The sequence below is a fragment of the Bacteroides uniformis genome (assembly GCF_025147485.1).
Lineage (GTDB): Bacteria > Bacteroidota > Bacteroidia > Bacteroidales > Bacteroidaceae > Bacteroides > Bacteroides uniformis.
This window is the reverse complement of record NZ_CP102263.1, coordinates 1,511,598-1,524,586: the sequence shown is the minus strand read 5'-3', so window position 1 is coordinate 1,524,586 and position 12,989 is coordinate 1,511,598. Positions and strand designations below refer to the sequence as shown.

At 38.8% G+C, this 12,989-nt stretch carries 12 protein-coding genes; 3 read left to right on the top strand and 9 right to left on the bottom strand.

The window, feature by feature from the left end:
- Positions 1-128: 128 nt before the first annotated feature.
- The 3 genes from NQ510_RS05715 to NQ510_RS05705 all read left to right on the top strand — a co-directional run bounded on the left by NQ510_RS05715 (position 129) and on the right by NQ510_RS05705 (position 3,293).
- A complete protein-coding gene (locus NQ510_RS05715; protein WP_005825909.1) occupies positions 129-527 on the top strand; it encodes a DUF3244 domain-containing protein in 399 nt (132 codons plus the stop codon).
- Between the two features lie 44 nt (positions 528-571).
- Positions 572-2,542 carry an MAC/perforin domain-containing protein gene (locus tag NQ510_RS05710; RefSeq protein ID WP_005825915.1) on the top strand — a complete coding sequence of 657 codons (1,971 nt, stop codon included), beginning with the start codon at positions 572-574 and terminating at the stop codon, positions 2,540-2,542.
- A gap of 127 nt (positions 2,543-2,669) precedes the next feature.
- Positions 2,670-3,293, top strand: a complete 624-nt coding sequence (locus NQ510_RS05705; protein ID WP_005825917.1) for a porin family protein — start codon at positions 2,670-2,672, stop codon at positions 3,291-3,293.
- Between the two features lie 130 nt (positions 3,294-3,423).
- Here NQ510_RS05705 and NQ510_RS05700 read toward each other — a convergent pair whose 3' ends face one another.
- The 9 genes from NQ510_RS05700 to NQ510_RS05660 are packed head-to-tail and all read right to left on the bottom strand — an operon-like array spanning position 3,424 to position 12,776.
- Entirely contained in the window at positions 3,424-4,335 is a 912-nt protein-coding gene (locus NQ510_RS05700; protein WP_005825921.1) for an alpha-1,2-fucosyltransferase, read from the bottom strand.
- A gap of 4 nt (positions 4,336-4,339) precedes the next feature.
- Positions 4,340-5,314, bottom strand: a complete 975-nt coding sequence (locus tag NQ510_RS05695; protein WP_005825925.1) for a glycosyltransferase family 2 protein — start codon at positions 5,312-5,314, stop codon at positions 4,340-4,342.
- Between the two features lie 15 nt (positions 5,315-5,329).
- The gene (locus NQ510_RS05690; RefSeq protein WP_005825928.1) at positions 5,330-6,469 is read right to left on the bottom strand and encodes a glycosyltransferase; all 1,140 of its coding nucleotides are present in this window, start codon (positions 6,467-6,469) and stop codon (positions 5,330-5,332) included.
- A gap of 11 nt (positions 6,470-6,480) precedes the next feature.
- On the bottom strand, positions 6,481-7,356 hold the full coding sequence (locus tag NQ510_RS05685; protein ID WP_005825931.1) for a glycosyltransferase: 876 nt from the start codon (positions 7,354-7,356) through the stop codon (positions 6,481-6,483).
- Between the two features lie 12 nt (positions 7,357-7,368).
- Positions 7,369-8,652: a glycosyltransferase gene (locus NQ510_RS05680; RefSeq protein ID WP_005825933.1), complete on the bottom strand. Its 1,284-nt coding sequence runs from the start codon at positions 8,650-8,652 to the stop codon at positions 7,369-7,371.
- Positions 8,652-9,596 (bottom strand): glycosyltransferase family 2 protein, encoded by a 945-nt coding sequence (locus NQ510_RS05675; protein WP_005825937.1) that lies wholly within the window; start codon positions 9,594-9,596, stop codon positions 8,652-8,654. The genes NQ510_RS05680 and NQ510_RS05675 overlap by 1 nt, the downstream gene beginning before the upstream one ends.
- Positions 9,593-10,669 carry a glycosyltransferase WbsX family protein gene (locus NQ510_RS05670; protein WP_005825939.1) on the bottom strand — a complete coding sequence of 359 codons (1,077 nt, stop codon included), beginning with the start codon at positions 10,667-10,669 and terminating at the stop codon, positions 9,593-9,595. Before NQ510_RS05670 ends, NQ510_RS05675 begins: the two co-directional genes overlap by 4 nt.
- A gap of 19 nt (positions 10,670-10,688) precedes the next feature.
- Positions 10,689-11,699, bottom strand: a complete 1,011-nt coding sequence (locus NQ510_RS05665; RefSeq protein WP_005825941.1) for a glycosyltransferase family 2 protein — start codon at positions 11,697-11,699, stop codon at positions 10,689-10,691.
- Positions 11,700-11,711: 12 nt separating this feature from the next.
- The gene (locus NQ510_RS05660; protein ID WP_005825943.1) at positions 11,712-12,776 is read right to left on the bottom strand and encodes a CDP-glycerol glycerophosphotransferase family protein; all 1,065 of its coding nucleotides are present in this window, start codon (positions 12,774-12,776) and stop codon (positions 11,712-11,714) included.
- Between the last annotated feature and the right edge of the window lie 213 nt (positions 12,777-12,989).

Genomic DNA, 12,989 nt, shown 5'->3' with positions numbered 1-12,989 from the left:
CAATCATTAGCAAGTACAACAATTATACAATATTATACGCCATTATACACCGAAATTATACAATATTATACACTTATCCTGCCGTATTAAACCGACCTTTGCGGCATCAATAATCAAAAAAGTGTATAATGATGAAAAAACTATTGTCTATCTTAATTGCGACATTCTTTTTAAGCAATATTGTGACATACGCACAAAAAGAGAACAATCCTTTTACAGAAATTGCCCTAACCCAAGCAAAAAGAAAAGATCCGATTAGTAAAGGAGATACCCCTATATCTCGTAGTATCATTCAAACCGCCAACGCCTACTTATATAATAACACAGTATGTGTCGACTTCAACGAGGTATTACCTAACGTCACCATAACCCTCATCAATGAATCAACTAGTAAACTCATTCATTCAGAAGCATACAATGAACCCACAAACATTGACATCACTTTGGATGAAGGATACAGTAGTGGTAACTATTTGATTAAAATAGAGTCTGATGAAGTTCTTTTATATGGTTATTTCTCATTATAACAATCATACAACAAACAATACATTATTTAAAAAGATAGAGAGCCATGAAAAAGTTATTCCTATTTATGAGTTGGGTAATGCTTATATTATCCGGTTGTGCCGATGAAGATATCATCGAACGTAATTCCCCGTCATTTCCACAAAGTGTAAATACCCGATCTGCAGGAGATGGTGTATATGATATTTTAGGGTACGGCTATGATATAACTGGGCCATATTTAGATACTAAGTCCAGTCGTGCAATAGTATTTGATACTAATAAACTATTAGAAAAAGGACTGATTACCCCCTACAAACTAGAAGAATCTCGGTTCCGTTACTCTTCAGGGAAAGATGTCATTGATTTTACCACCAACATGTCATCTTCATTACAAATGAGCACCCCCGGCATCCTAAAAGTCATAGGTGGCGCCTCTTTAAATATAGCATTCGGAGGTAATTCTCATTATAATTCTGACTACTCTTTTGCATACTGTACTCAGCAATATATAGATAGCAGATATCGAATTTCAGAAGCTGACATTAATGTTTTAAAGACATGTCTCACAAAACAGTTTATTGAAAGACTCTCTACATATACACCAGAACAAATTGTTGAAGAGTATGGAACTCATGTGTTAAAGGATATATATTTAGGAGCAAAATTCGAAGTGTATTATATGGCTAAATCAACCTCATCATCAAAAAAAGAAAGTATAAACGCTGGGTTAGGCGCTTCACTCTTTAGCCTTTTCAAGATGGATGGAAAATTCCAATATGATGAATCTTTAGCTATAACTAATAAAGAGCAGTCCTTATATTATTTCACAATAGGAGGTGACCCCGCCGTAGGAGTGCAAGGTTCTTTAAATCCAGAAAATTCACCATCAATAGATATAGGTAAATGGATGGCATCAGTAAAATCTTCCACACCGAAATTTATTGATGTCGACAATAATTCACAATCATTTATCCCCATTTATGAATTAGTTACAGACCCCACAAAAAAGCAAACTCTCAAAGCATATATAGACAACTACATAAAGAGTAAAGAAGTATATTCTATAAGCCTATATCCATCAACTACTGGTACACGTCAAGTCAGCGGACTAGGACATATTAATCAAGGGGCAGGAGTTGCTATCGGTGATATTGATAAAAATGGAAGGCCTGATATGATATTGATGGGAATAGATAATCCTAAAGGAAAGAATAATTTTTGGTATAAAGTCTTATATGATATTGATGAAAATGGATACTATTCAAAAGAATCATCTATTCTTTCAATTTCTGCTGAGGGTTGGGAAAATTCTGGAGGTGATATCGCCCTCTGTGATTTGAATAATAATGGAATATTAGATATGGTTCTTTTATGCACAGACAAGCCCACTACAGCAGGTCGTGCCTACCGATGGTATTACGTAGCTTATGACCTCAAACCTGATGGCCACTATAACTCATTATCTTCGCTAAATACATTAGATGAACTCGGATTTTTTTACGATGGAGCAGGTATTGATATATGTGACATAAATAAAAATGGAACTCCTGATTTATTAATGATGGTCTATGATGCCCCAGAAGGAGAAAATTCATTTCGATATCAAATTGCTTTCGACCTACAATCAAATGGCAACTATTTGAGTCTATCACCCGTATATGAAGTTCCAGGATTAGGTCATGATGGAGATGGAGCAGGAGTTGCAGTTGGTGATATTGACAATAATGGTACATTGGATATCCTATTTATGGCATTAGATGCTCCCTCTGGTAAAGATAAATTCGTATATGAAATACTACCTGATATAGATAAGTATGGTAACTCTTATGCAAAACCTATATATACCCCTCGTTTCCCTGACTCTTTATCACCGTGTGACACTGGACAAGGAGCAGCATGTTGTCTTTATGATTTAGACAATAATGGTTTCTTAGATGCCATTTTTGTTGCTATTGAAAATATTAAAGGGAAAAGTAACTCATGGAAATATGTAACAGGACATAATTTGAATAAACAAGGTGTACCAATGTGTTAGAGATAACTTAATACCCAATTATTGTATATGAGTTTATATTACCCACTCTCTGCATGCAATTTATTCAAAAGCATTGAAGTATGTCAGGTCTATATATTATGTTTATATCAATATAAATTAAAACAACATGAAAAAGATTTTAGTTTTATTCGCATTACTGATGACCGGCGTTATGGGCATCCACGCGCAAGAAGGACTCAAATGGGGAGCGATGGCAGGTATGAATTCCAGCAAGTTCTCCACCGATGGTTTTGACAGCAAGGTAGGTTTCCATGTCGGCATCAAGGCCGAGAAAGACTTGCCCCAGATAGCCCAAGGTGTTTATCTCGACATGGCTGCACTGCTGTCCTTAAAAGGTACACAAATAAATGGGAATGATGCATCTCTGAAATTCAATCCCTACTATTTAGAAATACCTATACACATGGGCTACAAATATGCCATCAATGACAATTTTGCCATCTTTGGCAATTTCGGTCCTTACTTTGCAGTCGGTCTCTTCGGTAAAATGAAGGCAACGGGATATTTGATTGATGAAGTGGAAGGATTGACAAGCATTCATGATTCTGCCAAAGTATTCGGAAGCAATGCCATGAAACGTTTCGACTTTGGTCTCGGACTCAAAGCAGGAGTCGAATTCTTTCAAAAATATCAAGTCTCTATCGGATATGACTGGGGATTACTGGACAATATAGAAGATAGCGGAAACAAAAACCGCAACTTGATGCTCTCCGTGGGGTATTTCTTCTAAGATTTAATAGTGTGGAAAAGGGCACGAAAACCCTCTCCACACTTTTTATTGCCGATATACAAGAAACAAACTGTTCAACATAGAAATAAAATCACTACTTACGAAAACAGAGACAACCACTGAGCCGAATCTATAAAAATATGGCATTTTGAAGTAATTCTTTCCATGGATATTCCACTTCATCATTACAAAGCACCACCATTTTCTCTGAATTATCTCCTAAAAGAGCACCATATTTACCTAAAGTCCCTTTACTGGTAATCTGATGCTTGCAACGAGCTATCAGAAACAAGTCCATATACCCCTTATCAGAACCGTTTATATCAACAATCTTACAATTACCTTCCGTAAGATAAAGTTGCGGAATAAGTTCATCCCTCACCCAATCCGGCTCATCTGAAAAGAAATAGAAGAAAGAAGACATATCCCTATCCTGCATATAAGTCACTGCCGACTTGAAATACTCCAATGAAGCAGGTTTGCCGTAAGCCGGAATTTCTACTTTCAAGTCCCCACGCCTTACGTGAACAGCTACGGAACAAGGACGTGAATCAATCTCTGAATACAGCAATTTATTCTGTGCAACCAGCACCTCGGGCATTACTCTAAAAAGCGACCGGAATACCGGAAGCCAAATATCAGCCGGAACATGATAATAACCACCTAAATAGACCGGAGGCTTCTTTTGTAGAAAAGAGAAGTCATCCTGCCTACCATAAGTATTATTACCCAAATTAAAATATTTCTTCTTATAGACAGACAAAGCCAGTTTAGAAGCGGACTTCACTTTTAAGTAAGGAAAAGCCTTCAACAAATCGAAGTTACGTACAAACTGGTAATCCATATCTGTTCCCCACTCTTCATAGAAAGACAAATCATAGAGCACTTTATGTCCTCCATTTTCAAAAATTCTACCCAGCAGATATTGGTGCATCTGAGAACAAACTCCGCCATCCATAAGTACTATCACTTGAGGGGCTATCAGTCTATGTTTTACAGCCTTTCTATACAGGCTTTTCTTCCACCTTTCTATGATTTTCATTTCTCTATAATTTATTTTTCCAATTATAATAATACAGTCTCCAATATCCCAACAACGATGATAACCTATAAGTAGTAACTATCTTCTTCTCACGGCGTGACAGTAATTTCCAAAATTCCGGATAATCCCCAAGCCCTATCATCAACCGATTCATTTCTTTATTAACATCCTTTACCTTTTTCCAATGGAGCCGCGCTTGAGTATTCTTTATATGGAACAAAGCTAATTCTCTTGCAAATTCCTCATGCAATCCGTTCCGTTCTATATAGTCATCAAACCAGCGCACATAAACATTGAAATCAAGATATGCTCTCTCTCCCAAATCGTGAGATACCGAAGAGGAATAAACATAATAATCAAGAATCGGAGTATTTATAGAAACAACTTTTCCCGAACGAACTAAAATCTGCGTAGACAAAGCAACATCTTCTCCAAACGAGATGCCGAGCCTTTCAATCCCCTCATCATATAAAGAACGTAAATGAAACTTGGTCCACATAGCCCAATATGCCCTTGAACAGAGGATACATTTTAAATATTCAATCCCGGACATTTGTTCAAACTCCATGCTGTCCGATTCCTTTCTTCCGCCATCTTCACAAAAAAAGAAAGGAGCAACAACAACATCGGCTTGAGTCTCCTCAGCACGGTTCACCAAACATCCTATCGCATTGCTCATCAAAACATCATCACAATCCAAATACTGTATATATTTCCCCCGTGCCCGATTCACACCTATTCTTCTCGCTTCGGATATTCCTCCATTCTGTTTGCTTATAACAATAATACGACAATCCAACTTTACATAATTTTCTATAATGACCGGAGTATTATCCATACTTCCATCATTGACCACGATGATCTCTATATTCTTGTAGGATTGGGACATAGCACTTTGAAGGCATCTCTCTAAATATTTCTCACCATTATAGACACAAATTATAATAGAGACTAAGGGAGAAAGGGTATCGTTCATCATATTTACAATTACATTCTACAAGCCCAACAAAGTACAGAAACTTGATGCAAAGTTATCAATACCATACTTTTCCTCTATTGCAATGGAATCGATGTTTTTGGAGAGCATTTTTCTAACGTTTTCATCCCGCAATATTTCTATCTTTTCTGCTAATTCCGCAATATTTCCTTTCTGGTAAAGGAGCCCATTCACTCCATCCTCAATGCGTTCCGGATTTGCCCCCACATCAGAAAGGATTAATGGCAACCCGCATTTCTGAGCTTCTACAGCAACCCTACCAAAAGTTTCAAAAGTGGAACAAACCAACACAACGTCAGCCAAAGCATAATAAGAAACCACCTGTTGCGTGTAAGAGACAATTTTTACATTGTTATCCAGACCATTATCTTGAATATATTTTTGGCATTTGGGCATAAAGCCAACATCCGGGCCAACCAGATAACAAAGAATATCCTTCCCTTCAGCCACTATTCTCTTTACCGCCTGCAAAAGTTCCATCTGTCCCTTATTAGAGTCAAAAGCGCCGACCAACAAGATAGTATACCGCGTATGTCTATCACATTTCACATCCACTCCAACCGTCATCGGCAATTCTACAGCTTGGGTGATGCTGCTTATTTTTGCGCTTGTCATCACCTTTTGATAATGAAACTCTGCATATCTGGAAGTTACCAATATCTTATTTGATAATTTATCAATCGCTCTAAAGATAAAACGAAATTCAAAAACAGGATTAAGATTCAGCCAAGTCACATCAGGTATCTCATGGATAAACCAACAGTGCTTTATCCCTAACATCTTACATGATATTGCCAAATGAGGAAAAACCACAGTATTTGTCATTCCATAGTCCGGCTTTATCCTTCTCAAGTAACGGGTTAATTTAATGGAATACTTCGATAGTTTACGAATATAAGAAAGCTTCTCTCTCGTGCCGATATCCATGTCCTTACCTACAAGCCACCATTCCATTTGTAAGAACCTATAGCCATCAATATAAGGGGAGCAGGCATCAAGCAAATCTCCCGGACCAGGAAGAACCATATAGAGTTGCCAATCAGGGTGAATATGCTTAAGCCCCCGCAATAGATCCAATAAACATCTTTGTGCTCCTCCGGCACAATCACTAACATGTGATAAAAAAACCAATTTCATAGCAACCACAATTAGCTTACAAGATATTTGTACACATATTTAATACAGTGCTGTAAATGTTTCCATGAATAAGGGTAAGCTAAAAAGTCCTTCAGCACCACCTTCGCCTCAGGATATCCCGCTTTCAATAACTTACGCAAAAAGACACTGAAGGTATATTCTTCCTGCTTCCTCATTTCTTTTTCTCCCAATTCAAATCCCTCTATTTTCATTGGAAGCATCTTATTCCACTTCAATTTGTGCATTTTAATCGTATCTTGATACCAACTTTGATTAAAATTCCCTTGTGAAGAATGCTCTATCAAGACCTCAGAAGAACAACATACATAATTTTTATAACAACGATCCGCAGCTATTTGCAATGTAAAATCCAAGTCATAACAATGGAAACCCGTCAACAATTCCTCATCAAAAGGATATTTAGCCCATACATCCTTACGCACAAACATGGCAAAGCCATCCAATACCAGCACTTCCTTAAAAGGATGCTCCATAGTAACCGATGCTACACGAAATTGGGTTTCAGTTCCAACGCTCTGATAATAGAATATAACATCCCACTTATACACATCTCCCCATCCCGAATAGCATTTCAATTTCACCTTACTACCGGCAAAACCTATCACCCCACAATCCGGTTCCTTAAGTTTCTTCTCAATGCACTTTCCCCAGCCTACCGAATGAAACTTTACATCCTCATGGACAAAAAACAGAAAGGGATAATGTGCCCGAGAAGCTCCCTCATTATACGCACGCGCTATCGGCCATTGTTTTTCACGATTATCAATAGCAATGATTTCATAATCAACACCAATAGTATCATGAATATTCCGGGTTACTTGCTCCAAACGTTCGGGAGATACCGAACAAATTATGATTGAAAGCATAATCTGATGCTATTAGTTTGTATTATTTTGCAATATCTCATCATAAACAGCCAGTCTTCTCTCCAACATTTCCTGAGGATTATAAAGTTCACGCAAACGCTTCAATGCTTGCGTCGCCAGCCTGACTTGCAATTTTTTATCCGCTTCCAAACGAATGACTGCTGCTGCAAAATCAGTTGCGCTATCAGCAATCAAACACTCTTCATTGTGACGTAGGTCAATTCCCTCAACTCCTTTTGTCGTAGTTACAAAAGAAGCCATAGAGGAAACCGCATCCAATATTTTCATCCTCATACCACTACCAATACGAATTGGCACCAGAACGATACTCCCATTCAAGTATTCCCGCAAATCCTCCACATAACCCACTAACTCCATTTCCGGACATACTGCCTGAAGACTTTTCACGTAACGGCTCTTCCATGTCCCAATCACTTGAAAAACAAATTTAAAACCCTGAACACGCAAACAAGGGGCTACTTCATGACAAAACCAATCTACTGCATCCTGGTTCGGGTAATGATTTTCACTTCCAACAAATGTCAGACGAACAGAGGCCGGCTTCACAATTCTGTCATAAGCAGACTCTATCTGTACCACTGCCGGAGAAACATAAATTTTGCATTCTTGTCCAACCAAGTCTGCCAACAATAAACGGTCAATATCCGTCAATGCAATTACATGCTTATATTGACGTAAAGCGGCTTTCTCCATATCCTTAGCAATGCCATAGAGCATCTTGTCTTCATCTGTTACATGAGTAAGGCATTCCATTTCATTTTCATTACGTATATACCTCAGTTCATGATGCACAAACACTGTTTGTACATCTTTTGGCAATAGATACCCCAATGTTATCAATGGATAGAACTCAACCTGAATAATATCAAATCCACGACGTGAGATGTCAGACACATACTCTACGTATGCCTTGGGAAAAGGTTTAAAACAAGAATTCTTCAACGTCATATTCTTATACGGACGCTCTTGCTGAAAAGAATACAGTTGCCGTTGCATCTTGCGGGAAATGGATTCAGACATCTTTTTTAACCAACGGTAATATCGGGGGCAACGAGTCTTAGGTTCTGCATCTTCTTCCCTAAAAAGATAGAAATCAACATTTGTCCATAAAGCCCTTAAACTTTCGACATCATTCATCTCCTTATTTTCCGGAGAAAGCAACAAAGACACAGACATTTTGTGCCGGATATATTCCACCATATTGAAAAAGGCCTGATTACCTCCAGCAGTCAACGGATAAGGCACACAAGGAAGTATAAAAAGAATTTTCTTCATTATCTCTTTCGATTTCTAAGTTTCAACTTACACATGCGGAATGCCACACTTAATGATACAGAAGGGCAAATATACCATAAACTACGACAAATACCCATAAGATCATGTAATTTATAACGATCTTGCAAACTATAATGCAATATCGTATGGGCATATTTCTTTATCGCATGCTGTAGTTTTCTATCTTGAAGTCTGTCCGAGTAAAAAACTGAAACCCATTTTATAAATTGCCTTGTAGCTACTATCTTCTCTTCATCATAATTGAAGGAACAACTTATATTCTCGCCCATCACATTTCGCCAACAAACCGGCTTACCCGGCAAAGGAATCATTCCACCTGCATTTTCACCTATGCTTGTCCACGTTGCATCGTCTGAACACCACGCCAATGGAAACTTCACAAAACCGCCTATCCGTTCATATATATCACGAGTAAAAACATATTCACAAGCAGCCGAATAAATTCTTCCTTCCAATTTATCCAACAAAAACTGATAGCCCGAAACCGGATATTCCTGCAATGAAGGATTTTTATGTATTATCTTGCCATTTTCATCTATCACAGCAAGGGGAAAACGGAACATCCCATGCCTCGTACCATAGCATTCTAATGCTTTTATAATACGCTCTACCCCGTCCTGCGGCATCAAATCATCATCTGAAAAGAACCAAACAACCGGTTCTTTTGCAAGTGCTATACAACGGTCCCAATGCCCCGGCAAATCCACTCCACCCAGATTAGTATCAAAACGTCGATAGACAATATTCATTTTATCCGCATAATCAGAAACAATTTCCTTCAGATTCTGAGGACTTGCATCATCACCTATGTAAACAGTAAAACTCCGACAAGTCTGTACGACAATAGAATCCAATGTCTGTCGGAGGAAGCGGCACTTATATGCCGGAATAACAATTGCTATCTTTTCTTCCATAGAAATCATCCCTCTACAACATTCTTTTTTATCACTTCCAGATAACGTTTTCCATAATGTAAATCCGGTTCCAGATAGTTCCCTTCAGCCCATTCATTCCATGATTTTACAAATGCAAGCCGATGGTCTAAAGGCTTATTCTCAATACGCTTTATCGCTTCTTTCATATGTCGGGCAAAATAAGAAGGTTCAGCGTGATTCAAGACCAACGATTTACCACGGGAACGTGGAGAATGATCCCAGTTAGGAATAATGGTAGGTATAATATTCTCTTCATATTCTTCATCACCCACAAAGAAAGAACTGGCCTTCTTATACTCCACAACCTTAGGAATACGAAATATTTTATGTTTCCATTTCGCATATTTATAAGTCAGAGCAGCTTTCTTCTCAAAGTCAAACAAGCGTACAACATTAATAGCATCAAACCCCATTTTCATAAGTCTCTCTTTTTCTTCTTTCAAATGATAGGTTTGTCCTATGAAATAAACCCCCTTCAAGCCATTCTGCACAGCTAAAGTACGCCAGAGTTCAATGAACTCTTTCATCTCCGGATGATCCAAAGGATGATAAACCATAAACAACGGTTTCTCATCCACTGTAATATAGCGATGGTCTTTAAAAGCAGGTAATACCTCGTGGAAATGAGCTATATAATCTTGTTCTCCCGGATAAAGCTGATTTATCAAAGTATCTTTGCTCTTTATGCCGTGATAAAAGCCCCTCCATGACTCATTAGCCCAAGCCAGACAAAAAGGAAAATCCGGTTCATCAGAAGACAATACTTCATTAAACGGGCGCTCTAAGAGTCTCTTTCCATTTCCAAACCAATAATGCCAGTAACAAAAGCCTTCGATACCATATTCTTTTGCCATGTCAGCTTGCGCCTTACGTGTTTCCGGCACTCGCAAATCATAATATCCCAAATCTGCCGGCACCTTAGGCTGATAATGTCCTGGAAACAATGGACGTGCTTTTCCTACATTAGTCCATTCCGTAAAACCTTTCATCCACCATCTGTCGTTTTCTGGTATTGGATGAAATTGAGGTAGATAAAAAGCTATAACCCTTGCTTTATTCATTATTGAGATTCAATTAAAGTTATAATGTTTGGAATTTATACCGTTTAGATTTGAAGAATGTCCTCACTAAACGGTAAATACATCTATAAACCTTTAGATGACAATACATCATACGGCGCTTAAATATATGCATAACATCCAATTGCGGCCACGACACATTATCAAACTCCTGCATTCTGGCTAATACATCATTGATAACATCATCTATCAAAGAAGATTGAGGAAGCATCATCAAATGGTCAATCAAATGAATTCCCCGTTCATGTACACAATAAGGAGCTTTATCCCATATTTCTTTTTCTCGCACAAATTTCACTTGTTCATAGACAGTTTGAAAGAGCAGATATTCCTTTTCGTAATTATACAATTTACCTTGAGTAGTACTTCCTTCACGTTTCAAATAATGATATTTAGGACAGTCTTGCATAACGACTTTCTGCGTTTTATAAAATATCTGATAAGAAACTGCAATATCTTCAAAAACTCTATTTACCGGAAAATATATTCCAGCAAATAATTGACGCTTATACAACTTATCCCACATATAATTTCTTATACGCTTATCTTCTACCAATGTTCGGATAGCTTCTTCACGAGAAAAGCTGGAGAATTGCCCAGAAGAGTGCTTCACTCTGGTCTTTACGGCAGTTTCTATATAATGCGAGCAAATGGATATATCCGCCCCATTCTCTTTCAGTAAGTGATACAAGAATTCGTACATATCCGGTTCAATCCAGTCGTCGCTATCCACGAAACCAAGGAGTTCACCTTGAGCTACCGCCAAACCTCTGTTTCTGGCTGCACTCTGACCTGCATTCGTCTGGTGGATAACCTTTATCCGCCCATCCCTTTGGGCAAATAAATCACAAAGCTCTCCCGAACCATCGGAAGAGCCGTCGTCAATCAATATTATTTCCAGATTCTTATAAGTCTGCCCGCAAATGGATTGCAGGCATTTCTCCAAGTAATTCTTTACATTATAGACCGGTACAATAATACTTATCAGAGGTAGTGTCTCAGTGTTCTCCATAAGCTATGACAATTACCACAACCGCAAAGTGGCCATCAACGGATAGCCCACCCGCCATCGCAATTTAAACTTACGCACCAGATTCCAGGGCTTGGTTCTGGTCTTACCCTGAAAATACCAGATGTAGTTGTTTACGGCATCCAGTACCCGTGAAGAGGACTCACCGTCCAGATGGGCTTCATGCTTGTGCACATAAGCACGCATCCGCTCCATCAGTTCTGCCGGACGGGAAATGGCCTTTTCAATAGCTCCTTCTACAGCATCCGTCTCAGTGACATTCAGCAAATGATCCCCTGGCATGGTGTTACAATAGGTCACAACCGGCTTGTCCAACATCATCGCCTCAACAATCACAGACGAAGCATCGGACAACAACACATCTGCACTGTTTAGCAGCTTGGCATCAACAAGTCCACCCTCGTGGAAAGTAATGTTGGGACAGGAAGCGGCCAGTTCCTTGTATTTCTTGAGGACTTCCATATCCGAGAATTTCGGATGGAACGAAATAATCCAATCCCAGTTCTTCTCGCGCACCAGTCTCTTGATGGTATCAAACAGATGAGGAGCAGAAGTTATATTTTTTGTAAACGTAGAAGAGTACAAAACTACCGGACGTGCATTATGAGGAGTATGTGCACGTTCCTTCACGAAAGTATCCGCCTTGCACCAGCCAGTTTCGTATACCTTAAAGAAGCCGTATTTCCTCTCAAGCTCCTTGAAAGGAAGAGTGCTCGTTTCTCCTTGCGTGCAATAGACATCGAACCATCCGCGGACAGAAAAATGGTCGTCCTTTTCATCGCCACGCTTATTGATGGGGTAGCCATGAAAAAGGGAAACTTTCACTCCCGGGAAGAAATCATAAATATAGTTGCCCGGCGCAAACACGGCAATAGGCTGATAATCCATCACTTCCTGAACAGATTGAAGCCACCTCTCATCTTGATCCAACAGAACCGGGCAGTCTGGTTCAACAAACCATGCGACCTCATCCCCTCTACGCCTGATTTCGTCCTGAAGCGGGCGAAGTATAGGATAGGAATAGGCTACCGAAACGAAAAATAAATAATGCTTCTTCATACACTCAAAATATCACGGCAACGACACAATCGCCACCTCAAATTACCAATAGAACAATAAAATCCAGCCCTTAGTTTGTAACAGTTTTGCTTTCTTTGCTTTAAACGTCTGCAAAGTAAATACAAGAATTCTGCATATACTGCATCAATCCAGAAAAAAAAATGACTTTTATCAACTTTTCTCCAAAAGTTGCTGTTTATGAAGCTTTTTCTT

What these genes read in the sequence shown, in the direction of transcription:
- NQ510_RS05715 (WP_005825909.1), top strand. Translation starts at nt 129, where the DNA reads ATGATGAAAAAACTATTGTCTATCTTAATTGCGACATTCTTTTTAAGC.
- NQ510_RS05710 (WP_005825915.1), top strand. Translation starts at nt 572, where the DNA reads ATGAAAAAGTTATTCCTATTTATGAGTTGGGTAATGCTTATATTATCC.
- NQ510_RS05705 (WP_005825917.1), top strand. Translation starts at nt 2,670, where the DNA reads ATGAAAAAGATTTTAGTTTTATTCGCATTACTGATGACCGGCGTTATG.
- NQ510_RS05700 (WP_005825921.1), bottom strand. Translation starts at nt 4,335, where the DNA reads ATGAAAATCATAGAAAGGTGGAAGAAAAGCCTGTATAGAAAGGCTGTA.
- NQ510_RS05695 (WP_005825925.1), bottom strand. Translation starts at nt 5,314, where the DNA reads ATGATGAACGATACCCTTTCTCCCTTAGTCTCTATTATAATTTGTGTC.
- NQ510_RS05690 (WP_005825928.1), bottom strand. Translation starts at nt 6,469, where the DNA reads ATGAAATTGGTTTTTTTATCACATGTTAGTGATTGTGCCGGAGGAGCA.
- NQ510_RS05685 (WP_005825931.1), bottom strand. Translation starts at nt 7,356, where the DNA reads ATGCTTTCAATCATAATTTGTTCGGTATCTCCCGAACGTTTGGAGCAA.
- NQ510_RS05680 (WP_005825933.1), bottom strand. Translation starts at nt 8,652, where the DNA reads ATGAAGAAAATTCTTTTTATACTTCCTTGTGTGCCTTATCCGTTGACT.
- NQ510_RS05675 (WP_005825937.1), bottom strand. Translation starts at nt 9,596, where the DNA reads ATGATTTCTATGGAAGAAAAGATAGCAATTGTTATTCCGGCATATAAG.
- NQ510_RS05670 (WP_005825939.1), bottom strand. Translation starts at nt 10,669, where the DNA reads ATGAATAAAGCAAGGGTTATAGCTTTTTATCTACCTCAATTTCATCCA.
- NQ510_RS05665 (WP_005825941.1), bottom strand. Translation starts at nt 11,699, where the DNA reads ATGGAGAACACTGAGACACTACCTCTGATAAGTATTATTGTACCGGTC.
- NQ510_RS05660 (WP_005825943.1), bottom strand. Translation starts at nt 12,776, where the DNA reads ATGAAGAAGCATTATTTATTTTTCGTTTCGGTAGCCTATTCCTATCCT.